Raw genomic sequence first — 24908 nt, forward strand, 5'->3', positions numbered from 1 at the left:
GCCCTCCTAAACCTTTTGAAAATGGGTGTCTTTAAAACCGCTGGGATACTTCAAGCCGTAACCAAACATCCTGTCCATTCCGTTATGAGCTGTCCAAATGAGACTGATCATCAGGAGCCAATCGACAGAAATAGTGATGGCCACCAGGAGCAAAACGACAGGTAGGACGTAGCTATGAGAGATATTATAGATGACTGCCCCTGCGCTTTCATTTACTAGATAGCCGAGCATGGAAATGTCGAACACCAATAAAAGAAAGACAAAGGCCAGCCAGCTGAAATCGTTTTGCTGGTAGAAATACATACTTGCAATTAATCCGATGGCACCCTCTACATGCAGGAGAAATCTCGGCATATGATCCCCTCCTATACAACATTGACGATATCAATATCCATCCATTCCTATTCCGATGGAAATCCTTGTATGACAAAGATATCATTTTTCCTTGAATAAAACTCGATACTTTTACGAGATTTACAATTTTTAATAGAATCCGCCCTCTCTTCTACAAGAAAAGCAGAAAAGCCCTCCTGCTTTCAATGAAGCTGGAGGACTTTTTTCTAGTATATCTATTCTATAGGAATTCCAGTTCATTCGATGGCAAGTGAACGGCAACCTTTTTAATCTGGTAGTGATCCGTTTCGAGAATGGTCCAGGAGTAACCTTCATTTTCTATTTTCCCTTGAGGATGAACCTCCACATTGTGCATCTGCAGCCATCCACCAATCGTATCGATCTTTTCTCTTTCCCGGAATGAAATATTCAAGGCCTCCTCGATCTCCGAAAGCAGGGTCTTTCCATTTATGTGATAGAGGTGTTCTTCAACCTTTTTAATATCCACGGTTTCAGTGGTATCGAATTCGTCACGGATATCACCGACGATTTCCTCTAAAATATCCTCCATCGTCACCATTCCAGCGCTTCCCCCATATTCATCAAGGAGCAGGGTGACATGAACACGTTCTTTCTTCATGTTCATCAACACGTTCTGAACAGGTGTATTCTCAAGCATGAACGGGATCGGCTGAATGTATTCTGATAGCGAGATCTGATCCCCATCATAATCCATAAGGAGCTTTTTAACGTTTACGAACCCGATAATATTATCTTTATCCCCATCTTCGGTGACAGGGTATCGGGTATGTTTATACGTTTTAATAACGTTCATTAAATCCTCATGGGTCATATCTTTCGTTAACGTCACCATTTCCGTACGAGGTACCATAATATCCTTGGCTAATCGTTCATCAAAAGTGAAAATCCTCTGCATATAGTTTAGTTCGGTTTGATTGATTTCCCCATTTTGATAGCTGTGTGCCATGATAATTTTCAGCTCTTCTTCCGAGTGGGCTTGATCATGAACGGCTGGTTCAACGCCAAAAATACGGAGAAACATACGCGCAGATCCATTTAGTGTCCAAATGAATGGAAACATGAGTTTCCCAAACCAATAGAGAGCGGGCGCCAATAACAATGTCATTTTTTCTGCAAATTGAATCGCTAACGTTTTGGGTGCCAATTCCCCGATCACTACATGTAAGAATGTAACGAGGGAGAATGCGACAACAAACGAAACAACAGCGGCCAAAGCTTGTGATATGCCTAGGTTATCAAATAAAGGATACAAAAGCTTCTCTACGGTCGGTTTCCCTAACCAGCCAAGACCTAAGGCTGTGACCGTGATCCCCAGTTGACAGGCAGAAAGGTAATAATCCAGATCTTCCGCTACCTTTTTTGCTTTCCGTGCCTTTTTATTTCCTTCATCGATTAATTGGTCTAATCGTGACATCCTTACTTTGACAACGGCAAACTCTGAGCCTACAAAAAAAGCAGTCAAAACGATTAAAAGCACCACTAAAAATAAATTCATGACGAGTTGAATATCCAATAAGTCCCCAAAAAGCAGGGATTCACCTCCATATTTAATGATCCCTCAGATGGATCCAGTACCTTTTATGACTAATTTTCCCTTATTTAAAAACTGATTTATCATTCATCTGCATCTTAACACCTGATCTGCTTTCTCCAATCACACAGCTTTAAAGTCCGCCATTCAAAGCTAGAAGGTACATTTTCGGGAATGCGATTCAGGTAAAACTCATAAGAGAACACACACCTTGAACTTGTATTGATTTTTCCAGGAAATAAGAAAGAGGCTGAATTTCGGGTGCCCTAATCATAAAAATCAAATGCGTCTTCTTCAGTTTAGTTGCCCTCCTAAAAATTGAATGAAGCACTTTGTAAATCATATGCCATTTTTCTTTTTTTAACTTAAAATTTCTTGCTCCATAATAAAGGTTCATCATCGCCCGATGTAAAACTAAAAAAGACCTTTACCAATCAATGGTAAAGGTCTTTGGTATGTATGTATTTCAACCCTTTACCTAAAATGGCAAAGGTCTCGCAAACAACTCTAAGTTGCCAGTTAAGCCGGCGGCCGAACGACCACGTGATGTCGACATAACTGTAAGCTACTCCCCTTTGGAGTATATGAGCTTTTCTAAGCACAGTCTATACTCATAAACTGTAAAATTATCATACAGCATCCCTGGATGTTAATCAACTAGTAAATGTAAATAAAAGGAACAGATTCTCAATTTCCTTTCCATACTAAGCTCAAAATCGTTGGAGAGATTTATACAAGATGGTGAAACGTTGCACCACGTCCTTACGTATATCCATAATAAGTGCAGAATAATTGCCTCACGAATGAAAAATATCCCACGGCTCCCCTACCTCCTCTTCAGTAGGTGGAGACGTAGGTATATCTTAGTCTGAAACCCCATTTTGTGGTATTCTTGAAGTATCATAGATTCATTTAGTCGTGGAAAAAGGAAAGACGGAAAAGGGGCTGACGAAGCATGGAAAACCTCAACTCTTTTATGCTTGAGAATTTGGAAAGAACATTCATGCCACATACCTCCGAATATCAGCGCTACATCGATTTTCAAACGATGAGAGATATGAAGCAGGTGATCAAAGGGAAACGCCCTGTTTATTTCGATCTGGATATAGAAGAACTGGTAGAGATGAAGAAGAGATATATTATGGATGGGTTTTGGAACGGGGTCTTATTCTCCGCCGTGATTCCGAAGTCCAACACATTCCGGGGAACCCTCGAGTTTTACGGCAAGCCGCCGAAAATGCTGCTGGGCCGTTTTGAATGGATTGAAGAAGAAAAAGCCTTCCTCCCTACTTTTCTGAAAGAAGAATTCACGAGAAAAAAAGGACTCGGAGGCACACTGAGAGATTTTTCAGAGGTACTGTTCAAACATGTAAATACCTATGTCGAGCACATGGAAGTATCTGTAGAGAGTACAACATTTGAACATCCGGAGGAACCGATCTTCGAAAACTGGGACTTCCCGTTTCTCGAGAACCATCCTGATCTTCAACAGGAATGGACGTCTTTGAAGGAACGGACAGAGAAACAGTTCAGACGAATGGAAGAACTCGATATCGAAGAACAATACGCCCTTGAGACGATGATGGACAAAGACGTCCCTGAATTCATCGCCTCGTTTCAGCGATTGTCACATGAGAATAAGGAAAATCGGAAACATGAACTGGTAGAAACAATGTATGATTTGCAGAAGTTCATTGAAACACTGGAGCGTAAAGAAGAAGAAAGCCATAAGCAGAACTTTGCCAGAAGCAAAGGAATCATTGCTTCCAAATACAATAAGGAAGACGAAAACTTCCTCTCACGAGAGTAAACGGCCATTTTGTTTTTCTTAAAGCCAACGAATGACATACAGGAGGTATGAACATGAGTAAACATTCTCCCTATAAAGACAAAGAAGCGGAAATGAACCAACAGGACCTGAGAGAAGCGATGACGCTTATTGATAAAGAAGATATCGACCGCCTGAACGAAGAAGCCGAAGCCTACGCAGGAAGGTTCGACTCATCCAGAGATGATTCCCTATCTGATGTGATGAGAGAACTCGGAGACCTCGGAGAAAAAGAACAGCGCGTCGCCGGCGAAACGATGGAAACGTTGAAACGCCCGGTCAACGACCTCATGACCAAAGGCAACAACGACATCCCTGATTCGCTGAGAGAACTCGAAACGATCGTATCGGACCTTGATCCGAAGCGCACAGAAGGTAATGGCGTGCAGAAGTTCTTTTATAAACTAAGCAAAAAGCAGCCCATCGACCGCTACATGAAGAAATATGAAACGGTGGACTCAAAGATTGATATGGTGGTCCGCAGTCTCCTAGCCGGGAAAGACCGCCTGGAAGAAGACAGCGTCGAATTACAGCTGATTAAAGAAAATGCCCAGAAGCGGATTTATGACCTGGACAAGCAGATCTATCTCGGTAAGAAGCTGTTTGAGCTTTTGAAGGAAAAAGAAGCGACCGGCGAATACGATTTGGCCCTTCTAACCGAAGGAAAAGAGAAAATCATTACGCGGACGAGAAACATGACGCAGATAAAGAGTGTGCTGCATCAGAGTATTTCTTCTGTCGATATCATTAAGAAAAACAATGAAAAGCTGAAGGAATCGATCCGTAATGCGGTGACGCTGACCAAAAATATCATTACCGTTTCCGCTTCGATCCAGCTCGCCTTGAATAATCAGCGGAAAGTGATCGATACAGTGAACGGCGTCAATAAAGCGACCGAGGAGATGCTGCTTTCGAACTCCAGGAATTTGAAGGAGAATGCGCAAGAGACGACAGAGATGATGGAGAATCCGGCGATCAGTATGGAAGCTTTACAGGAGTCTTTTGATAACGTTTTTGATGCATTGAAGACGACGGAGCAGTCATCGGAGAGAATTATTGCTTCGAGTGAGCAGTTCATTGAAGAGATGGATGCTTTGAATGAGAATGTTCGGAAAAGATTGTCCCAGACTGGTAACCATAGAGAAAGAGCGCTTCGTGACTGAAGCGCTCTTTGTTTATTTGCTGGCTTATGCCATATTCGTATCAATGCTTGACCCTGTTCAGCTAAGTGATAACGCAAAAGTTCTTTCGTAACACTTACCAATCAAAGTCATGTTAGATGACAATTTAATTAACTTGTGAAATTTAGCACTAGGGAGTACTTACATCATACCGTCCGTAAGTTGAGAGCTTGTAATTTTTAGCACGCTGTGTGCGTATAATTCGTTAAATAAGCGTTTTGTTGAATCCTGTTGTAACATATTTAACTTGATTTCACAGTTTTTTTATTGAATTGCTTAGCAAATTGTTAGCATTTCAAGCAGATAATCTGTCAACATTGTTCACACACTCCACATGTCCGGAGTGTATGTGGCAATACATGAGATGTTGGTGGTAAACTTAAAATTTATTCCAATTTGGTATATACAGTTTATTTATTGTATTCTGTTATATTTTTTTAATTATGTTATAAACGATTACTATCTACTTCATATCCCGAGTTACTTAATTCTTTTACTAATAACAATTGCCATCCATTATATTGATCCATAGTAATATAAACTACACCAGAAATATCATTAGGAGTCTCAATTGATTCTTTTACAAGGGCAGCAACATTTTCCCTACCGATTTTCCCCATTAATAATCCATGTTCAAATACTACATTTTGCCTTGCTCTAGGCTGTAAATTATCCTTATCATCTTTTTTTCCACCAATGTCACACGGAGTGTATAACACAACCCCAAACCCAACATTTGAATACTCTTCAATTTTCTCAATAATTGTTTTTCCTTTACTTTCCTGTTCGTGAAGAATGATTGGAGTTAATCCTAATTTTTCAATAAACCTCGCTACTTCTATTTTTGCTAGATTATCACGACCATGCACAATAAACACTTTAGTTTTATCACTTTTGGAATCTACCTGATTATTCATTTGATTATCCTCTTGTTTATTAATTTTTTCGGTGAAATTTACTCGAAACCTATTTTGATCTACAAAAGATATGTTGCCTTGTCTTACAAGAGATTTTAATCCCTCATTAAAATCAATTATATCAGTCTCTCTAATGTTCCATAAAATACCACCGTAACCAATTTTTATCCAGTCAATTTTTAATTCATTAGTATTGTATTCCCTAGCTAATTTATTTACCCTATCACTTATTTTGTTTGCAGATACTTCACTGCCAAGTTTATCTGTCATTTGTGTCAACCTTTCTATTCTCTATTCTTTAACTAATTATTACTTTTAACCTTCCTATTAATCTAATCAGCCATTATATTAAGATTCTACTAGGTCTTTACTTAAGTTAAATATGATGGAAAATCATACTACATATATCTGAATCATTAGTTCATAATCATACCTTAATTATATCATTACTAAAGTTAAACATTTCCAAATAAATAGAAAAAAAAGCCTTTTGAAAGTTATGCTCCGTGTTATGCCGAGTCTACCGAAGCCACTACTCTTTAAAAGTTTATTTATTCCTATGTTGGTACCTGATCTCCAATGCGTTAATACTTTAGCTTAGCTGGGTTTGGTACTATTTATTGGAAAAGGTAAAGGTTTTTATAGTCGTTGCAAAATCTAATTAAGATGTAACTATCGTTTACATCGATTCGTAAAATAATAATAAGAACTTATGGGCCGAAGTTGACTCCTTAAGATAATTAATAATCTAGCTGTTAAGTGAGATATTGACTTACATCTCATATAGCAGGAATTTTCGTTTTTTTGTCGAATTAATGAGGAAATAATCTAATTACAGTTATAATACTATCGAACTATATTTATGATATCTGCTTAAAAAGGATGGGGATTTATGGTTAAAAAGAAATATGACTCTAAAATAGTAAGAAGCAAAAGTATAAAGGCTAAAAAGACTTCTATTAACGATCAAGTTGAAATTAGAACATCATTAATAGTGCCTTTGAGAAGAGAGATTGCAACGTGCATACTTATGAATCCAAGTTCAGCAGATAGTACTTATTCAGATGATACAATAAACTTTGTTACGAAATATATATATAAAAAAATTCCTGAGATTCATTGGGTAAGGTATTATAACCTTTACCCTTTTTATGAGCCAAAATCTAATAAGATTTATTCGCTTATTAATAAATTACCACAAACAGAATATTATTCTGCAATGAATAAAAATATACAAGAGATAATGAAATCACTTAAATCAACCAATCATTTGTTCCTAGGATATGGGCAGTGCAGTGGGGACTCTAATGATAAGGCAAATTATTATGATATTGAAACAAGTAAGTTGTTGAACGTAGTTGAGAATTATTACGAAGGAAATATTTATGTATTTGAAACCTCACAATCTAATAATATCCTTATCAAGAATAAGTATCCTAGACACCCTAATCCAAATAGTGAGCATTTTGCTATCAATCATCACAAGTGTCTTGTAAAGAATAGCTTAATAGTACTATAAAAATCAGTACTCCCCCTTTTCTACGTCGAAACATCGGGAGAGGGAAAAAGGAGCGGGACGTAAGAAACATGAGATGGTCAACACAAGTCAACTCACCATGAATAACCATTTCAACCACTACTAAGCCCGTCCTCTCGTACGTCAAACTTGGACGCCTATGTTGATAAGCTCGGTGATTGGCAGGGTGGTTCATATTTTTGAGAGTGCCTGACCCCCACTTCACTAAAGTGTTAACGGAATGGGGGCTGGAACTTCCTCAAAGGTTTATTACTTTTTCATAGAACACTTGTCTTCTTGTAGTTTTCCTACATTTTCGAAACTATTAAAAGCAACAGCCCATAACCATATCCCCACTCATAAATATTGGCTAACTTAGAACACCTTCACAAATTCCCCCCTTCACTTGATTCACAATAAATTCTGAAACCAGAACCCAAGCCCTGTTCCAATATAGTTTCCAAGGATATACCCCAGCGTACCAACAAGAAGAATCGGTACAATCAGCTTATGCCAGCCTTTGGCAATCGCCATAGCTGCAGCTGTTGTCGGACCTCCCATGTTTGCGTTACTCGCAAGAAGGGTCTCCTCTAAACTAAATTTAAACAGTTTACCTAATACCAGAGAGACTAGCACATTCATCAGAACGATGATTAAAACAAATACCAATAATAAAGGTGATGTTGTGACTACGATTGCGATGGATGCTGGTACCCCGATGACCACAAAGAATAAATAAATCAAGAACGTCCCAAGTTCCTGTGTTCCTTTGATGCTTTCGAATTGTCTCGGGAACAATGAGACGGCCAGCACGGTAAGTGTCGTAAGCATCAGATAACGATCACCGATGATACCACCCAGCACCTGATAAATGATGTTTATATCCTCGCCACCAGGTAGGACTCCGGCAAAAAAGTCAGCGAGATTAAAGGATACTGTAACAAGAGCGAATGCACTCGCCACACTGATAGCAATATCTTTTAATGATATTTCTTTTCCTTTCCAGAAAGAAGCGGCCTGCGTTTCACTCTCATCTCCAGCAACGTCCGACTCCACCTCATCAATATGAGGGGTTTTGAATTTATCGCGGAAAAATGAAAATGTCGGGATAGCCATTAGAACAAAGAAGAAGGTGGCCATCATCATATTGTCTGCAACAACGGTAGCCGAAACAAGGTCACTTGGTGTCTCGAATTTTGCGGCCATGGCTGCAAAGTTTACGCCACCACCCGTATAGGATCCTGCCATCATGGCACCGATTTTATCCAGATGGGGAATGTTATCTTTTAAGAGCATAAATGAGATTATGGTACCAGCAACAGTACCGATGGAGCTTAACAGGAAGATCGTCAGCATACGTCCGCTTTCCTGCCAAATTTTCTTGATATTCGCTTGAAACAATAATAACGGTATCGCCAACGGTACTACATAATTCCATACAGCATCATACACACTTGACTCAAGCGGGATTACATTTAAATTGGCTAATACCATGGCTCCGATTAATGCAATTATGGCTCCGGAAATTTTCGATGCCCATTTGTACTTTTGCTCCAAATAAATGCTGATGGCAGCCCACCCTGTCAGAAAAGACCAGAGCGCCCACGTATTGTCTGACGATATTAAAGTGTTATCCAATTTGTTCACCTCTCTTTAATTTTTAAAAGTCTGGCGTTGTCATAGCCCCAAAGAAAGTGCCTGCCCCCACTACACTTCACTAAAGTGTTAATGGTTTGGGGGCAGGCACTTTCAAGCTAACTTATAGCTATTTAATTAAAATATAAAATAGGCCCCCAACAGTGACCTGTAACTGCTAATCTATTATCTTTTTCTCTTTTGCTTCTTTAATAAGCTTATTGAATTCCGAGTAAGTTACATCAAGGGGTCTGGGAATTAAACGTAAATTCCCATTCTTGTCTAACTTATAATAAGCGAATCTGATTTCTTCACGATTCAACTCCTTTACAGTAATTAATTCGATAGCTGCAAACCTGTCCTCTTCAATTTTTACACTGGCACGTTTCCAAATGGTACAATAGTCTGTCTCGTGCTCTGGCTCCTTACTAGTCATTTTTTCTTTTTTAGTTCTCATTCCTTCTCTCCTCTTTTTTATGGATATGAACCATTTCGACAAAAGGAAGAAATTACCTGCAACTAATGAGTCGCAATCCGTTCTAAATTGAATATTCGTAGAGATGGACCAATTTATTCTCCTCATAATTCGAGAGGTCTTGGTAACGTAAGAAGAGCTCCTCGTAATTGATCACCTTTTCGTTCCTCGCAACCACATCAACCATGCATTCCCGAACTGCCAGCTTGGGGATCTTCGCCGTATTATATGTGCTGAAGGATAATACCAACGCAAGGGGGCGGTCACATTCAGAATGGAGTAAGATCCTTGGGGATGAAGTTTAGCAAACGGCCACACTGGATCGTCTAATCCATCATTCCACGACTTTTAACTTCTGAGGAAAAAGAAAAAGGCTGGCATACAGCCAGCCAAATATCGCTGATAATAGGAATTTTGATTCCGTTGTTCACAGTGAATTGTATCTATTTGTTAGTTGATTGCAAAACATCCCCTAAAGCATTTGTAATTACATTTATGGCGACAATCCCTACATAAGAAGCCCCTTTATCATAGGCATTGTTAGCCCCGATCGCATCATTAGCAACCGTACCTATTTTAATATTTCGCTCTTTGGCTTCCTTGTAAATCCTTTCTACAACCTTCCTAACTTCTAGGTGATTTGGTCCTTCCTCTTTATACCCCATATTGACCGACAAGTCTGTGGTTCCAATAAAAGGGAAATCTATCCCTTCAACATTGATAATTTCGTGAAAATTTTCTGCCGCTTCTAAAGTTTCGATGTGAGGAATGACTAAAATTTCTTCATCTGATTCATCTAAAAACTTTTTACCTTTTTCTTTTCCATAGTGTGCAGCGCGGTGTGAATAGGCTGCTCCTCTCCGACCTCTGGGAGGGTATTTTGCTTTTTCTACTGCTTCTTCTGCCTCTTCCTTCGTATTGATCATCGGTACTTGGATACCTAATGCTCCACGGTCTAATGCCTTCTGTACACTCGATTGATCATAGGAAACACGAACGATTGGCACAAGGTCAACGGAATCAGCGGTACGAATCATATCTTCCAATTCAGTTGTGCTGAATGCACCGTGTTCATCATCAATAACAACAAAATCATAACCAGCATACCCGATCATCTCCACTAGTGGCGGAGAATAAATCCCTAAAAAGCTCCCTAATACACTTTTACCATTCTCCAATTTTTCTTTCAGCGGATTCTTCAAAAGTCATTCCTCCCTTCGTTTTTTTCTAATAACCAGGCACGCAAAGCTCCGCTCACTGCCTCCGGCTGCTCTAAACTGCTCAAATGGCCGCATTGATCAATGACTTTCAAGGTAGAGTTTGGTATTAATTCTTCCATTTCTTCATGATAAGCCGGTGGGCACACGTTATCTTGCATCCCTGTCAATAAAAGAGTGTCGCACTGTAACTGCTCCAAGTTCTGTCTAGTATCTGATCTTGTAGCAACGGCTTTAAGCTGGCGTATATAGGCCTCAGGCCCAATCTTTTCTGCCATGCTTACTATGGTCGAGACTAACCTCTCATCCTGTTGTCGATTGGGATGAATCAAATTAGGCAATAATTTTTCTTTCAAGACTTCCATAAACCTTCCTTGTTCCACCAAGTGCTCGAGGTGATCCCATGTTTCCAATTGCTCAGGTCGGGGGGCATATGGATTCGAATTAAGAAGAGCAATTTTGCTGACGCGCTCTGGTGCTTGACGGACGACTTCCATCGCTACGATGCCCCCTAATGATAATCCAGCAATCGCAAAAGTATCTGGAGCTCTTTCCAGTACAGAGTGAGCCAGCTCCTTTATAGACGTAGCTACTGTAAGGTCAATGACAGTCATATCTGCAATGTCGTCAAGGCTTGCTAGTTGATGCTTCCATAAACGTTCATCACATAAGGTGCCTGGCAGAAGGAGTAGTGGGGTTTTGTGAACCATTACTTTTCTCCAGACCGAAGTTTTTCAGCTATTTGTTTCTCTAATTCTTCAAAATTATCAGGTTTGATCATTTTTCCTTTTTCATCGGCATGGAATCCATATTCCGAGGCTTGCTTAATGATTTCGGGCGCCCAGTATGGATCTTTCCCGTCATACACTTTGTGTTGTTCTAAGACAGCAAAGCACCAAGCATCTTCCTCGCTGATATTTTCAAATCCTCTCCATAACCCTGGAGGTAAAGAAATCATATCCCATTCATCAATAATCGTTTCCCCTTCTATTTCTTCTGGACCATCGCCCCAATAAAAGCGCCACTTTCCAGTCAATGGAACAAAGGCCTCAATATAATCGTGGCTATGAAAGGCCGGGCCATTTCCAGGCGGTGCCTTCACCATTCCAATTTGAAAACCATGGGGTTCTGTAATTTCCGGAGAATATTTGTCGTTTTCACTGGCTGTATCACCGATTAAGGCATAATTTAATCGTTGGTGCCCAGGGATGATGCTGTCTATAAACATTAAAGGAATCGATTTTGATTTTAACTCATCAAAGCGAACAATCCAGTTTTTCTCCATTTCTTCATTAGTTACGGATTTTTTCACTTTCGGCTGTTGATTTTCCATACAATCCTTCCTTTCCGATTCTATGATTCATTGTTTTTATTTTTACTGAGACTGCTCCCCTCCCTAACTGCGGAGAGGAACTACTTTTTTATAATTTAAATGTGATGAGTTTCATTTCTGTCATCTCTTCGATAGAATACTTGATCCCTTCACGTCCTGTTCCGCTGTTTTTCACTCCTCCATACGGCATTTGGTCTACCCTGAATGTCGGAACATCATTGACCATCACGCCGCCAACCTCAAACTTTTCAGCTACCTCAAACGCTTTATTTACAGATTCTGTGTAGATGCCCGCTTGAAGACCATATTCTGAATCGTTCACTAGAGAGATCGCTTCATCCAACTCTTTATATTTTGTAACCGTTACAATAGGAGCAAAAGCTTCTTTACAATTGACTAGGGAATTCTGATCCGTCTCTGTGAAGACGGTCGGCATGAACATATTCCCCGATCGTTTCCCCCCTTCAACAATGGAAGCTCCCGATTGAACAGCTTCTTCCAGCCATTCTTCTATCCGTACCGTTTCATTTGGATGTATAAGAGAAGAAAGGTCGGTTTCCTCTGAAAGGGGATCGCCCAATACCAGTTGTTTTGTTTCGTTAACAAAACTTTCGATGAAATCTTCATAAAGAGCTTCTTGTACGTAAATACGTTGAACAGAAATACATACTTGACCAGAATAGGCAAAAGCACCTTCCACACAACGCTTAGCAGCTGCCACAAGATCTTCTGTACTATCAATGATTACAGCTGAATTGGCCCCGAGCTCCAATGTCACTTTTTTCAGCTTAGCTTTCTCCCTAATACTAAGACCTACTTCATAACTGCCAGTGAAAGTGATGTATTTCACTTTGTCATGCTTCACAAGCAAATCCCCAATCTCACTGCCTTTTCCAGTAACAACATTCAATGCACCATCCGGCAAACCTGCTTGTTGAAAAAGGTTCGCTGTGAACAAAGCACTTAGAGGGGTTTGTTTTGCTGGTTTCAAAACTACTGGATTTCCCGCGGCAATAGCTGGTCCAAGTTTATGAGCAACAAGATTGAAAGGGAAGTTGAACGGTGTGATGGCTGCAACCACACCAACAGGTTCACGAACGGTATAACCAAACCGTCCACGTCCACTTTTGGCTGCATCCATAGGAATGGTTTCCCCATGAATACGCTTTGCTTCTTCTGCAGCAAATTTGTAAGTTTCAATGGTTCGGCCCACTTCGCCCCTTGCAGCTTTCAACGGCTTGGCACATTCCTTAGCCAGTATAAAAGCGGCTTCCTCTGCATGCTTTTCAAAAAGAGAAGACACTTTCTCGAGAATGTTCGCCCTTTCCAACGCGGTCAACTTCTTGATTTCACTCGCAGCATCATCTGCTGCCATAATCGCTTGTTTTACATCGTTTTCAGAGGCCAATGGGATATATCCTAGCAATTCTTCACTGTATGGAGATGTCAATTCATAATATTCGTTTGCTTCCTGCCAACTGCCATTTAGAAACAATGACTTTTTTATGGTAGTATTTTGCAAATCATCTACTCCTTTATTGGCCACGATAGGCATTTTCATAGATTTTTAATATTTGATTTTCTGATAGTTCATAAGGCGTATTCGAAAGAAGTCGATCTACTTTTGATGCTTGTTTTGCAAGTAACGGAAGATCTTCTTCTTGAATCCCAAGCTCTGATAAGGAGGTAGGAAGGTTTAATGTTTCTAACAACTCATAAAGGTAATGGACAACCGTACCTTTTGCTTGATGGGGATGGTTTGTGAAATCACCCAGATGCAAAAATGAAGACACTTCTACCATTTCTTCCATACAGGACTGCCCGATCACATCGAATACAAACGGCATGAGTAGCGCATTCGCTACCCCGTGTTCTACATGGTACTTCCCACCTAGTGGGTAGGCCAGAGCATGGACCGCACCCACTCCTGCATTAGCTAAGGAAACACCAGCAAGTAGACTAACCAAGCTCATCTCTTTTCGCGCATCTAAATCTTTTCCGTTATGAACGGCTTTCGGAATATTGGCAGCGAATAATTTCATCGCTTTTTCTGCATACATTTTCGTCATTGGAGTCGCCCGCTCAGCGACATACGATTCTAGAGCATGCGTGAAAGCATCCACACCTGAAGCGGCTGTCACTTTTGGAGGGCAAGATAAAGTGAGGACAGGATCCACAATGGCTACGTCAGGTAACAAACTTTGACTCACTAACCCTCGTTTAACTTCCTGTTCTTCATCACCGAAGATAGCGTTCATCGTGACCTCTGAACCTGTCCCAGAAGTTGTCGGTAACAGAATGCATTTAACGCTTCGTGTCTCTATGGGTTTTTGCCCGCTGAAGCACAAGGACAGTTCCTCCTCATGCGCCAGTGCTGCCGTCGCTTTAGCTACGTCCAGAGCACTTCCCCCTCCGATACCGATAATCATGTCGCTCTCATGCCTTCTCACCCGATCAATCGAATGAGCAAGCAGATCAAAACTTGGCTCCCCTGATATATCCGTGAATGTAGTGATATCTTTGTCTAGAGGTGCGAGTAGATCCAAAACTTTCTGTACAACTCCTACTTTTTCCAATCCTTTATCGCTGATAAGGGTGATTTTACGGGCATCTAGTTTCGTCACTTCTTCTGCAAGAGTGAGGTTGGCATTTACTCCGAACCGTACATACCCCGGCATGAAGAAATCCTGAAAGTCTTCCGTTTTCACTTTTGGCTGGATCGTTTGCATTGACATTCCATCGCCTCCTAGTATTTGAATCCGCATTCAAAAAACAATACATGTTTACTCACTTTCTTCTGAATGGAAGTGATCATCCTCTGAATCCATGTGCACCTGCCGTAGTACATCTAAGCCGTCAAAGGTAATCCATTCTTCCACCACCTTCTGGTTATATACTTTCAGATGACTAATGCCTGGGATTTCCACATGGTTTCCACTAGGCTCTCCAAAATATCCAATCCCCTCATGAAGTCCCATCATCCTCCATCTGACCGCCACATCCCATTTTTCATCAGAGAGTTCGTTACAAGTCACTCTTTCCACGATGAACTTGGCATTTGGAAATGATGCAAATAAACTCACTAGCATTCCTTGTATTTGTTGGGTACCAATCAAGTCCTTGTCACAAATATAGTGGACGGTCGAATGATCCATATAAAAATCTTTGACCTTGTTGAACAGCCTCCGCTCCCATATGTGGTTATAGAGTTCTAGAATAAAATCTCCGATTTCAAACTTATCATGTTTAGGTATATAGGCGGTCGGCATGTACTGGCCTTCCATTGTTTCATTTGCCCCAAACCTTGTTTGCAATGAAACCTTTTTGTTCTTCGTTTTTTTCGCCAATTGCTTTGCGACTTCAACAGGATCAAGATCTAGCTGCTGAACAATATAGAGGTTATCCCTGATCAACCATTCTTCAATGATTCGGTTGGAATGTACGAAGCAATCCACGATCGTTCGGAAGAATGCTTTTTTCCCTGTCGAAGGCCCAAAAGATGAATCTCCAAGATTCGTAGCTTTTGATGCAATACGATGGGAAGAGTAAAAACCTTCTTGGTCATTCCCTGACCAAACAACGTTTTCTCCCAGCAATCTTCTGTCAGGGAAAGCGTGCAAGGTTTGTAAAGTCCCAGATACGACTTCATTGATTCCATGGATATTAATGGTACCCGTATGCATAACGACATTATTGTGATACGTGTCATAAATCACTCCAATGCCTTTTTCCTCCCAGATGTTATGAGTGATTTTCATGATATAGTCTACAAAATCCGAATATTTCTCATCGAACCCTTTCATACCTTGCTTTCTCTCATTACTCTGAGAATACTCATTATAATCCGCGTACCCGACCGAATTCACTTCACTTGTATCGCCATAGTAAACGCGGTCATGACTTAAGTTTTTATCATGATTCCTAAACTCACTTTCTGTACTTTCCATAAAGACGCTCCTTCCGTTTTTTTGAATCCGCATTCAAAATTGATAACACATTTAGATTGCCGTCCAGCCTCCATCTACTTTTATCGTTTCACCTGTAATAAAATCGGCCATATTTGATGCCAAGTAGAGCACCGCTCCCGTCACGTCCTGAGGTCGAGCAAGTTTTCCTAAAGGAATCCTGTTAATGACATCTTCTCGGAACGAAGGCTCCTCCAACATCTGTTTGGTTAATTCTGTTTCAATAAATGTAGGAGCCACTGCATTCACATTGATATGTTGAGAAGCCCATTCGACAGCCAGGGCTTTCGTAAGTTGTACAGCCCCGCCTTTACTTGCACAATAAGGAGCTCGTTTGAAATAACCCACAAAAGCCATTTGTGAAACAATGTTGATGATCTTTCCTTTCTTCTGCTTCAGCATATACCGCCCGGCCTGCTGAGAACAGAAAAAACTGCCTTTCAAATTCGTGTCCATCATGGAATCCCAGTCTTCTTCTGTCACTTCAAAAGCTGACTTTGGCAAGTTCACACCTGCATTATTTACGAGGATATCAATTCCTCCCATGAGTCCAGCAGCTTCATCTACCATCTGAATAACTTCTGTGACTTCTCTCATATCAGCCACGATATAATAATGTGGTGAGCTAAACTTCATCAGTTCATTCTTAGTCTCTAGTAAGGCATTCTCATCCCTTCCTGTAATGACAACAGAAGCACCAAGTTTAGCGAATTCAATAGCTACATCTCTTCCTATCCCTTTACTTCCTCCGGTTACTATGACATGCTTCCCTTTTATATCAGAGAAATGGGCAGTCATCACTTCACTCCTTTCCTCTTCATTTATGATTTGTATATACCTGTCGTTTTTCTTGATATAAGCTCAGGTTCTAACACAATCTGTATCGGAGCATCCACATGTTCTTTCTCTTCAATTAATGCCACCAGTTTTTCTAGAGTTAACATCGCCATTTTCTCTTTAGGTTGAGTGATGGTTGTCAGTCCTATGAATTGGTTCTTGGCAAGGTCTATATCATCGAATCCCACAACGGAAAGTTGATCAGGTACTGAAATACCTTCACTGGCAGCAGCATCTAAGACGGCCAGCGCCATTTGGTCAGAGGATGCAAAAAAACTAGTAGGCCTACTCTGTTGATTTAATAGATTCCTCGCAAACAGATAAACTTCATCATAAGAAAATTCACGATCATAGATAAACTTCTCATTCATTTTCAAACCATACTTATCAAGTGCATCTTTAAATCCTAAATTACGCAGATGTGTCGTTACATATTTAGAAGGACCTGCAATGTAACTGATTTCCCGGTGGTTAAAATGATAGAGGTGTTCAACAGCAAGCTGAGCCCCTTTATAGTTATTGACAGCAATGTAGTTGGCCTGATCATGCTCCATAATGCTGTTGTAAAGAATGATAGGAAACCCTTGATCGTAAAGTTCTTTGATTTTCTGATTATCCTTATCTGCGGAGGCAACAATGATGCCGTCTACACGTTTTCCCATCAGTGTCTGAATGTACTTATTCAAGTTTTCCTCACTATGATTGGTATTACAAAGGATGACGTTATAATCCATTTCCTGCGCTTTCCTTGTAATCACTTTTGCCGACTCTGAAAAAAATGGGTTCGTAATATCTCCGAGAATCAAACCAATGGTTCTCGTTTTCTTGCTGGCCAAACTTCTGGCAATTTCATCTCTAGTGAATCCTAATTCCTCTATGGCATTCAGGACTTTTTGCCTTGTTGTTTCCTTCATAAAAGGATAGTTGTTCAATACTCTTGAAACCGTCGATTGTGATACTCCAGCTTTTTCAGCTACATCATAAGCACTAATGCGATCTTTCATAAATAAAAATCCCTTCTATTAAGTACCTTTCACCTTTTTAATATTAGAACATTCAGTCTTCTTTTATTATAACTGAATGAGGAGGAGAAAGACCGTTTGAACGATAAAGAATCCTAATAAAATGTAAGTGTACTTATCGATGGCACCAGGCAAAATAGATGTCCCTTCCTGGTCTTCGGTTCGACCTTCTGCCTTGAGCTTTGCTCTTTGACCAAGAATCGTGAATTCTTCGGAACCCACTTTTTTTGTTTTGAAAAGAAAACTTGCTGTGTAACCAATAATTAAAGTAAGCGCACAGCCTATTGGATAATTCCATAACCAGTTTACAATTCCCATTTTGCCTATGTAGGCTGTTAGAATGATCCCAATTACGAAACCGATCGCAACCCCCTTGTCATTTGCTTTCTTCGTTAACATTCCAAGAAGGAACATAGCAAGAATGGAACCAGAAAAGTAGGAAAGGTAACTTCCGACAACTTGAAGAATGGAAGCTGTCGTGTCTCCGAAAGCCATTAATGTAAAGACAATCAACAACAAGCCAAAAACCAGAGTAAAGATCATAGAAACTTTAAGCGAAGCCTGTTCCCCTTTTGTTATAAATTTTTCATACACATCTTTTATGAAAACCGTGGTGACGGAGTTCAAAACAGAGTCTATGCTTGACATCGCAGCTGCAAAAACACCAGCAATCATAAGTCCTAAAACACCTACAGGGATATTGGAAGCTATAAATGTAATCATGACATTGTTGGAATTTTCGAATGGACGTCCATCCATCGTGATATACAACAATACGCCAATTAACATAAATACAAAAAACATGATGTTCATAACAAAACCACTAATACAAATGGACTTTTTCACTTCCGTTACGGATTTGGCAGCAAACATACGCTGCGTTTGTGTTTGGTCTGTAGCATAATATTTCAACCACAAGAATGTACCCCCAATAAGAGCCACCCAGAACCCGTTCTCGAGTTGGACATCCAAAGAGAAATCAAGCGCTGCAAGCTTTCCATTTTCCTTGGCTTCACCTAGGGCTTCAAAGAAACCTACCTCCAGGTTAGCAATGATAATCCCCAAGGTCACTAGGAGTCCTCCCCATAGGACAACCATTTGTATCGCATCGGTCCAAATGACTGCTTTTATCCCGCCAAGAAGCGTATAGATGATCGATACGACGACGACGATAGGAACCACTACAGCCAAGGACCACCCTGTAAATTGTTGAATGATTAAGGAAGGAATAAAAAGAAAGGATCCGACCTGAATGATATTCGATACAACAAATCCAAAAACCGCAAGCATGCGGCTGATCCCGCCAAGCCTCATTTCAATATATTCATAGATAGACGTAACATCCAAGTTATAGAAGAATGGCAAAAAAACGGACAACGTAATGATCATGACAATAGGGATACTGTAATTCAACATAAAAGCAATCATCCCTGAAGAATAGGCCCATCCTGGACCTCCAATAAACCCATTCGCACTCATCGTGGTAGCAGCAATCGATAAAGCGATCGGTAGAGTTGCTACGGATCTGCCACCAATGAAATAATCTTTCTGTGATTTATTTCCCTTCCCTAGCATGTAACCCATAACAATTAATCCTGCCATATATGCTACAATAATCGTTATATCAATTGGATGCATGTGATCACCATCACTCTCCTGTATTATTAGAGATATATTACCTTCACCTGATAAGGTATTGTCTTTTTCTAAGCCTATCGAAAATATCAATATCTAACTGAAGCAAGTATTCTACAATATCTATCAAGACCCAGTTTTCTGCTAGTAAATCATCTTCTCTCCTCCACCAATCCATAACTCTCATCGTCACTTTTTTATTTGGGGCTGGTATTCCCAACCAACCCGCGCCCGTGTGTGTCGCTTCCACACTAGGCCACCCCGTTGAAGCGATGTAAGTGCCATCAGCAAACCTTGAAGCATGATTGTGTCCCCCCACACGATCAGGAAGAGCTTGGACGAATGGACGTTGATGGTAATCTTTGAATCCTTTAATCCCCTTTGTCGACCCTATACCTCCAGGGCCATACCACATAAAATCCTCTTTCCAGAATGCTTCCAACCCTTGCTTTTCTAAGCCGGATGATGCTTTCCTGAGACCTTTGAAAATCATATCCTCTACCAGTTGGAGAGACTTCGCTTTCTCATGAGTATCGTCTTCTTTTAATAAAAGTCCATCGTATGTAGAAGGGCCGGGTACATTAATTTCAGGAGCCAATGCTGGGATGAACTTAAACCCTGCTTGTCTCATCACATCAAGCATATCGATTAACAATCTTGTTTCGATAATCTTTCCGTCCTTAATTTTATGGAACTCACCAAACCTTATCCACGTCGCATGTTGACTAGCTGGAATCTCCAACCAATCATTTTTAAATGTTCCGACAAAGTTCCCAGTGGCCGAGACCCATTGATCCTCCTGGTATTCACCTGCCATTAGAATATAGGAGTCTTTTTTCAAATCAGGAAAAGAGGTTACCAAGGGTTTGTAGAAAGAATTTATGATCTGATCAATACCCTCTACTTTGTTAATGGGATGAAAACCATAAAGGACTGCATCCTCATGGTAATAAACCTTAATGTCCTCAGCGATCCTATCATTATTTGAGTTGTACAACTTTGACGAAAGTTCATGAATCATTTTCTTATTTTTCAAATGTACAGATTCCATTTAACCACTACCTTATCTAAATTTTTAACTCTTGAATCCGCATTCAAAACACACAAAAAAATTAATCTTTAATTAAGTCTTATAAATTATGAATTGTTGAATCCGCATTCAAAAATTCATAAAAAGAATTTATACGAGTCTGCAGATTTCCTCCTTCCTTTGTGAGTTACTGAGAATTATAAAGAAAAAAATTACAATAGTAAAGGATATTTTTAAATTTTCTAAATATTTAGCTACTATTGAATTTAGTTTTACTTTACAATTCAATTCACATCATCCTCGCAACCTTCTGAAGGAGAATGTCCTGAATAAACTGTAGTAGACCGGTAGTAATAGACAAAGAGCGCTTCACTCACGAAGCGCTCTTTTTTATGTGGTGATGAAGATCACATTTTCTTATAAGTAAAACCCACAATTTCTCATCTGTCTATTTGTTATTTTACTTGCCCCGCTTTTCCACCTTGCGATTACAACCCCACTTGACTGACCGCGTACGATGCATGTTCTTTGCTAAACCCTTCAAATATCAATTGATCAATCAAACCCTGTCTTGAAAAAGCCGTAAAATCAAGATATTCCTGGGCCTTAATCACCGCCTGTTCCTGCCAATCGACCGAAATATTTTCTACACCATACGTGGCATCTTCTGTGCTGAATCCTTCAAACTTCAATTGATCGATCAACCCTGATTTAGAAAATGCCGTGAAATTAAGATATTGCTCAGCCATAGCAACCGCCTGTTTTTGAGAAACGGTTACGCTGTCTTCTTTAGCTTTACGCTCTGCCTCTTCTTTTGCTTTCCGTTCTGCTTCTTCTTTAGCCTTACGTTCCTCTTCTTCTTTCTTAGCTTTCTCTTTTGCTTCTTTCTTCGCCTGTTCCTCAGCCTCTTTGGCTTCCTGCTCTTTTTGTGCTTTTTCCTTAGCTTCTCGTTCTTCCTGCTCTTTCTGGGCTTGTTCTCTTGCTTCTCGTTCTTCCTCTTCTTTCTGCGCTTGTTCCCGAGCTTCCTGCTCTTTTTCTGCTTGTTCCTTAGCCCCGCGCTCTTTATCTTCCTCTTCCTGTTTCGCCTTTGCTTCAGCTTCTTGTTCTTCTAAAGAAGCATTAGCTTTAGCGTCTTCCGTAACCGTGATATCCTCGCTCATCGTTCCCACAATAAGGGTAGACACTAGTAAGGCGAGAAAGCAACCCCCTGATATCAGGAAGTTTCGCAGCCTGTTTCCTTTTCCTTTCACGAGAGCTAATATGAAAAAGGCGACCATTCCAGCTAAAGCTGTTACCATTAAAATAACTAAGAACGTTAGAAAAGCACTGTGCTCAGATCCTAAAAACATAGCCAGGACGAAACAGGCGTACAGACATCCACCTGCTTTTAGAAAGTTCCCTCGCCTGTGATCCTTCCCTTTTACAAAGGCAAAAACAAAAAAGACGATCGTCCCCGCTAACGCCAATGACATCAAAATCAGTAAGAATGCGTCCACAAATAACCTCCTCTGATTTTCATCACATCTCCTTCCAGTATATTAAGTAAAAAGCGATACTTTCCTTTTTCATTCGGGTTATGTAAACGTTCTAAAATTTGCAACGTGGTAACGCATCCCCTTTAAATGATGTAGCATAACAAAGAGCGCTTCGTAACTGAAGCGCTCTTTTATACTCATGAATTAATAAGATTATCCTGTACTCACCCTATTTGTTAAAGAAAGTGCCTGACCCCCACCACGTTAACACTTTAATGCAGTGGGGGTAAGACACTTTCATACGGCTTACTTTTCGCTGACACATTGAATCATTTTCTTGTGGGGTTAAGCTACATCATAAAAATGGAGAAGACAAGCATGATATAGGTCGCATAAAAACTCATTTTAATTATGGAAAAGGGAGAGTTCTCAAATTTTCAAACGATGGAAACCATCATAAAATAGGTAAGAGAAATGAGTTAATCGGGGCTTTTTTCTATTCTCCACTAACCTACTCTGTTATGATATGTCTGGGGTGACTATATACACAGGTATAAAGATAGGGTTAGGGAGACCAATCGACGTAAGGAAGATCATATGCCCACTGCAATATTGGTAGATAATACTCGAGATAAACTAAGATTGAAAAGTATATTAGAAAGGCATTCCTATACAGTTTTGGCGGAAACTGAAAAGGGCGCGGAGATCCTCTCACTGTACAATCGCTATCAACCAGATCTAGTGCTTATGGATGTTCAAATCTCACATAGGCAAGGTCTAAAATATTTAAAGGAACTTCGCAGTGAGTACCCAAAAGCACAGGTGATTGTATGTTCTGAGCACAGTGATATCCAATTACTTGACCAGTGCGCTTCTATTGGAGTGATTGACTTCATTCAGAAGCCACTTCTTCACAGACTCTCTTCAGCGATAGAAAAAATTAGAACATAAATCATTCACCCCTACTGGTCAGTGTAAGATACATGCACTGGCTTTTTTTATGTTTGCTTAAATATATCCATCGGGATGCTTTCACTATACTGAGATCTTTTCATTTAAAAAGGGCGCACTAATTATTGATGATTCCTCAATTAGGAAATAATAGAATCCATTCTTGTGATTGCCGAAGCTTTGAATGCAATTGTAGGATTTAATGAGTATAAGTCACATAAGCCGGACTTCGTACTGTCACTCTTCGGTACTTAATTCAGATCTGAGAGTGAAATTCTATATAGCTTGTCATCATTTTCCTGTGGATCACCACGCCCATCTGTATTATTACTAATGAAATAAAGATCATTATCCTTTACCTGGACATCCCGAATCCTTCCAAGACCAGTAATCACTTCACGGTATTCACCTGTTTCAAGATTAAATTCTAAAACGGCAGATCCTCTTAATGCTGCAACAAAAAGTATTCCTTCAAAATTGTCCATTCCAGATGGTGCCCAGGTGGAGCTATCTCCAGAAGTAAATAGAGGCGAAACCATTCCATCTTGTTCTTCAGAGCCTTCTATAACCGGCCAACCGTAATTTTGACCAGCTTCAATCAAATTAATCTCATCGTTTGCATGATCCCCGTGTTCACTTGCATACATCGTACCATCTGACAACCAAGTCATCCCTTGAGGGTTGCGATGTCCACGGCTATAAACATAGGAACCCGCAAATGGGTTATCATCTGGGATCGATCCATCCAAGTTCATTCTTAGAATTTTTCCACCTAATGAATCTAGGTCTTGTGCTATTTCAGGATCAGAAGCATCCCCAGCCGTAGCGTAGAGTTTTTCATCAGGACCGATTTTCAGTCTTCCTCCATGATGGTAAGTACCGCTGGGGATTTGGTCAAGAAGCAGATCCTCCTCTCTCCATACACGATCTTCCAACCGAAGCGTTACGATACGATTCAATTGTTCTTCACCATCTTCATACGTGTAATAGGCATAGGCAAGGTTCGATTCGGAAAAGTCAGGGGCAAGAACAAAACCAAGCAACCCTGCCTCTGAAGCTGTGGATACCTCTTCTTCAAGCTCTACGCTTTGCCTTTGTACTTCCCCATCTTCTATTTTGACAATGTTCCCTGATCTTTCTGTTAAATAAAAGGTATCTTCCCTTTTTTCGATGGACCACGGAACTTCCAGGTTATCTGCTATAACTTCCAAACCTTCAGCAGGTAGAGGCGATTCTTCCTGTTTATTATCGCCCGAATGATCAGAGCAACCTGTTATCAAAAAGAAGATAGTCATTGATAACGCTAAGAGTTTTTTCAAATTTATATCTCCTCTCTCTTCTATCTCCACTGAAGTGAGGGGCTGTTCTAGTGCTTCCTCATTTCAGTCACGTCCGTCTACATGAACGGATGTGTTCTATTTGGAAAAATGCTATATTTTCTGTGTTCATAAATCAAGAATTGAAGCGCATGAACCGTCACCGTGCTTCAATTCTTTAAGCATCCTAACCGGGCAATTATCTCATCTCAAATAGTTCAAACGATCCCTTAGCAAAGTCATTTTATCTTTCATACGAATCACATTTATTTTCTTAATTTAGTTACTTCCCATTATACATGAGCAGACAGAAAGTAATGATGTCCGAGATTCTTCGATAACGTCATTCAAATGAACTCAGACCATACTACCATTTCAATCAGACTCATATATAAGAGATCACGTACCTATAAAAAAAGAAGCGCCTCAAAGGAGACACTTCCTCTTTGTTAATTATTTATGGAATGCTAAATATGTATCTTCTCTTTCCGACTAAACTCAAAGCTGCCGAAGGTGAAATTCAGCCTTTATTAAAGGTGCCTGCCCCCCATCACGGTAACACATTTTGGGGGTCAGGCACTTTTTGCTGGCTCTCCCTCTACACCAAAATGAGCATACAAAAAAACCTTCAGGAGATGAATCCTGAAGGGCTAATGGATAATGTGGCGG

The 24908-nt window shown here is 40.2% G+C and carries 22 protein-coding genes; 5 read left to right on the forward strand and 17 right to left on the reverse strand.

Annotated features, from left to right (window positions below; genetic code table 11):
- Window positions 1-6: 6 nt before the first annotated feature.
- Window positions 7-354, reverse strand: a complete 348-nt coding sequence (locus HFA01_RS15645; RefSeq protein ID WP_146818009.1) for a DUF4260 domain-containing protein — start codon at window positions 352-354, stop codon at window positions 7-9.
- Between the two features lie 220 nt (window positions 355-574).
- Window positions 575-1870: a hemolysin family protein gene (locus HFA01_RS15650; protein ID WP_246139348.1), complete on the reverse strand. Its 1296-nt coding sequence runs from the start codon at window positions 1868-1870 to the stop codon at window positions 575-577.
- A 991-nt stretch (window positions 1871-2861) separates the two neighbouring features.
- Here HFA01_RS15650 and HFA01_RS15655 point away from each other — a divergent pair.
- Together HFA01_RS15655 and HFA01_RS15660 are read left to right on the forward strand one after the other, a co-directional pair.
- Entirely contained in the window at window positions 2862-3716 is an 855-nt protein-coding gene (locus tag HFA01_RS15655) for a hypothetical protein (protein ID WP_146818013.1), read from the forward strand.
- Between the two features lie 53 nt (window positions 3717-3769).
- Window positions 3770-4897 carry a toxic anion resistance protein gene (locus HFA01_RS15660; protein ID WP_146818015.1) on the forward strand — a complete coding sequence of 376 codons (1128 nt, stop codon included), beginning with the start codon at window positions 3770-3772 and terminating at the stop codon, window positions 4895-4897.
- Between the two features lie 464 nt (window positions 4898-5361).
- Here HFA01_RS15660 and HFA01_RS15665 read toward each other — a convergent pair whose 3' ends face one another.
- Complete coding sequence (locus HFA01_RS15665; protein ID WP_146818017.1) at window positions 5362-6102, reverse strand: TIR domain-containing protein; 741 nt, start codon at window positions 6100-6102, stop codon at window positions 5362-5364.
- Window positions 6103-6724: 622 nt separating this feature from the next.
- Between HFA01_RS15665 and HFA01_RS15670 the strand changes: the two genes are divergently transcribed.
- Entirely contained in the window at window positions 6725-7351 is a 627-nt protein-coding gene (locus HFA01_RS15670; RefSeq protein ID WP_146818019.1) for a DUF1643 domain-containing protein, read from the forward strand.
- A 408-nt stretch (window positions 7352-7759) separates the two neighbouring features.
- Here the strand turns inward: HFA01_RS15670 and HFA01_RS15675 are convergent, their stop codons facing one another.
- The 13 genes from HFA01_RS15675 to HFA01_RS15735 all read right to left on the reverse strand — a co-directional run bounded on the left by HFA01_RS15675 (window position 7760) and on the right by HFA01_RS15735 (window position 21993).
- Window positions 7760-8986 (reverse strand): DUF819 family protein, encoded by a 1227-nt coding sequence (locus HFA01_RS15675; RefSeq protein WP_146818021.1) that lies wholly within the window; start codon window positions 8984-8986, stop codon window positions 7760-7762.
- Between the two features lie 175 nt (window positions 8987-9161).
- On the reverse strand, window positions 9162-9440 hold the full coding sequence (locus HFA01_RS15680) for a hypothetical protein (protein WP_146818023.1): 279 nt from the start codon (window positions 9438-9440) through the stop codon (window positions 9162-9164).
- Window positions 9441-9901: 461 nt separating this feature from the next.
- Complete coding sequence (locus HFA01_RS15685) at window positions 9902-10660, reverse strand: HpcH/HpaI aldolase family protein (RefSeq protein ID WP_146818025.1); 759 nt, start codon at window positions 10658-10660, stop codon at window positions 9902-9904.
- Complete coding sequence (locus tag HFA01_RS15690) at window positions 10657-11385, reverse strand: alpha/beta fold hydrolase (protein ID WP_146818027.1); 729 nt, start codon at window positions 11383-11385, stop codon at window positions 10657-10659. Before HFA01_RS15690 ends, HFA01_RS15685 begins: the two co-directional genes overlap by 4 nt.
- Entirely contained in the window at window positions 11385-12008 is a 624-nt protein-coding gene (locus tag HFA01_RS15695; RefSeq protein ID WP_146818029.1) for a cupin domain-containing protein, read from the reverse strand. Before HFA01_RS15695 ends, HFA01_RS15690 begins: the two co-directional genes overlap by 1 nt.
- Window positions 12009-12096: 88 nt before the next feature.
- On the reverse strand, window positions 12097-13530 hold the full coding sequence (locus HFA01_RS15700; RefSeq protein ID WP_146818032.1) for an aldehyde dehydrogenase family protein: 1434 nt from the start codon (window positions 13528-13530) through the stop codon (window positions 12097-12099).
- Between the two features lie 13 nt (window positions 13531-13543).
- Window positions 13544-14743 carry an iron-containing alcohol dehydrogenase gene (locus tag HFA01_RS15705; RefSeq protein WP_146818034.1) on the reverse strand — a complete coding sequence of 400 codons (1200 nt, stop codon included), beginning with the start codon at window positions 14741-14743 and terminating at the stop codon, window positions 13544-13546.
- Between the two features lie 48 nt (window positions 14744-14791).
- Window positions 14792-15955: an ester cyclase gene (locus HFA01_RS15710; protein WP_146818036.1), complete on the reverse strand. Its 1164-nt coding sequence runs from the start codon at window positions 15953-15955 to the stop codon at window positions 14792-14794.
- A gap of 51 nt (window positions 15956-16006) precedes the next feature.
- Window positions 16007-16771 carry an SDR family NAD(P)-dependent oxidoreductase gene (locus tag HFA01_RS15715; RefSeq protein ID WP_146818038.1) on the reverse strand — a complete coding sequence of 255 codons (765 nt, stop codon included), beginning with the start codon at window positions 16769-16771 and terminating at the stop codon, window positions 16007-16009.
- Window positions 16772-16794: 23 nt separating this feature from the next.
- Window positions 16795-17814, reverse strand: coding sequence for a LacI family DNA-binding transcriptional regulator (locus HFA01_RS15720; RefSeq protein WP_146818040.1), 1020 nt, complete (start codon window positions 17812-17814; stop codon window positions 16795-16797).
- Window positions 17815-17880: 66 nt separating this feature from the next.
- Window positions 17881-19470, reverse strand: coding sequence for a sodium:solute symporter family transporter (locus tag HFA01_RS15725; protein WP_146818042.1), 1590 nt, complete (start codon window positions 19468-19470; stop codon window positions 17881-17883).
- A 43-nt stretch (window positions 19471-19513) separates the two neighbouring features.
- Window positions 19514-20518, reverse strand: a complete 1005-nt coding sequence (locus HFA01_RS15730; protein WP_146818044.1) for an ester cyclase — start codon at window positions 20516-20518, stop codon at window positions 19514-19516.
- Window positions 20519-20985: 467 nt separating this feature from the next.
- Window positions 20986-21993, reverse strand: a complete 1008-nt coding sequence (locus HFA01_RS15735) for an Ltp family lipoprotein (RefSeq protein ID WP_246139349.1) — start codon at window positions 21991-21993, stop codon at window positions 20986-20988.
- Window positions 21994-22569: 576 nt separating this feature from the next.
- Between HFA01_RS15735 and HFA01_RS19255 the strand changes: the two genes are divergently transcribed.
- Entirely contained in the window at window positions 22570-22923 is a 354-nt protein-coding gene (locus tag HFA01_RS19255; RefSeq protein ID WP_146818046.1) for a response regulator, read from the forward strand.
- A 251-nt stretch (window positions 22924-23174) separates the two neighbouring features.
- Here HFA01_RS19255 and HFA01_RS15745 read toward each other — a convergent pair whose 3' ends face one another.
- Entirely contained in the window at window positions 23175-24242 is a 1068-nt protein-coding gene (locus HFA01_RS15745; protein ID WP_246139350.1) for a PQQ-dependent sugar dehydrogenase, read from the reverse strand.
- Between the two features lie 443 nt (window positions 24243-24685).
- Here HFA01_RS15745 and HFA01_RS19025 point away from each other — a divergent pair.
- The coding region (locus tag HFA01_RS19025; RefSeq protein ID WP_218027768.1) for a hypothetical protein at window positions 24686-24908 on the forward strand (223 nt) is incomplete at its 3' end.

It is taken from the genome of Halobacillus faecis (assembly GCF_007991335.1).
Lineage (GTDB): Bacteria > Bacillota > Bacilli > Bacillales > Halobacillaceae > Halobacillus > Halobacillus faecis.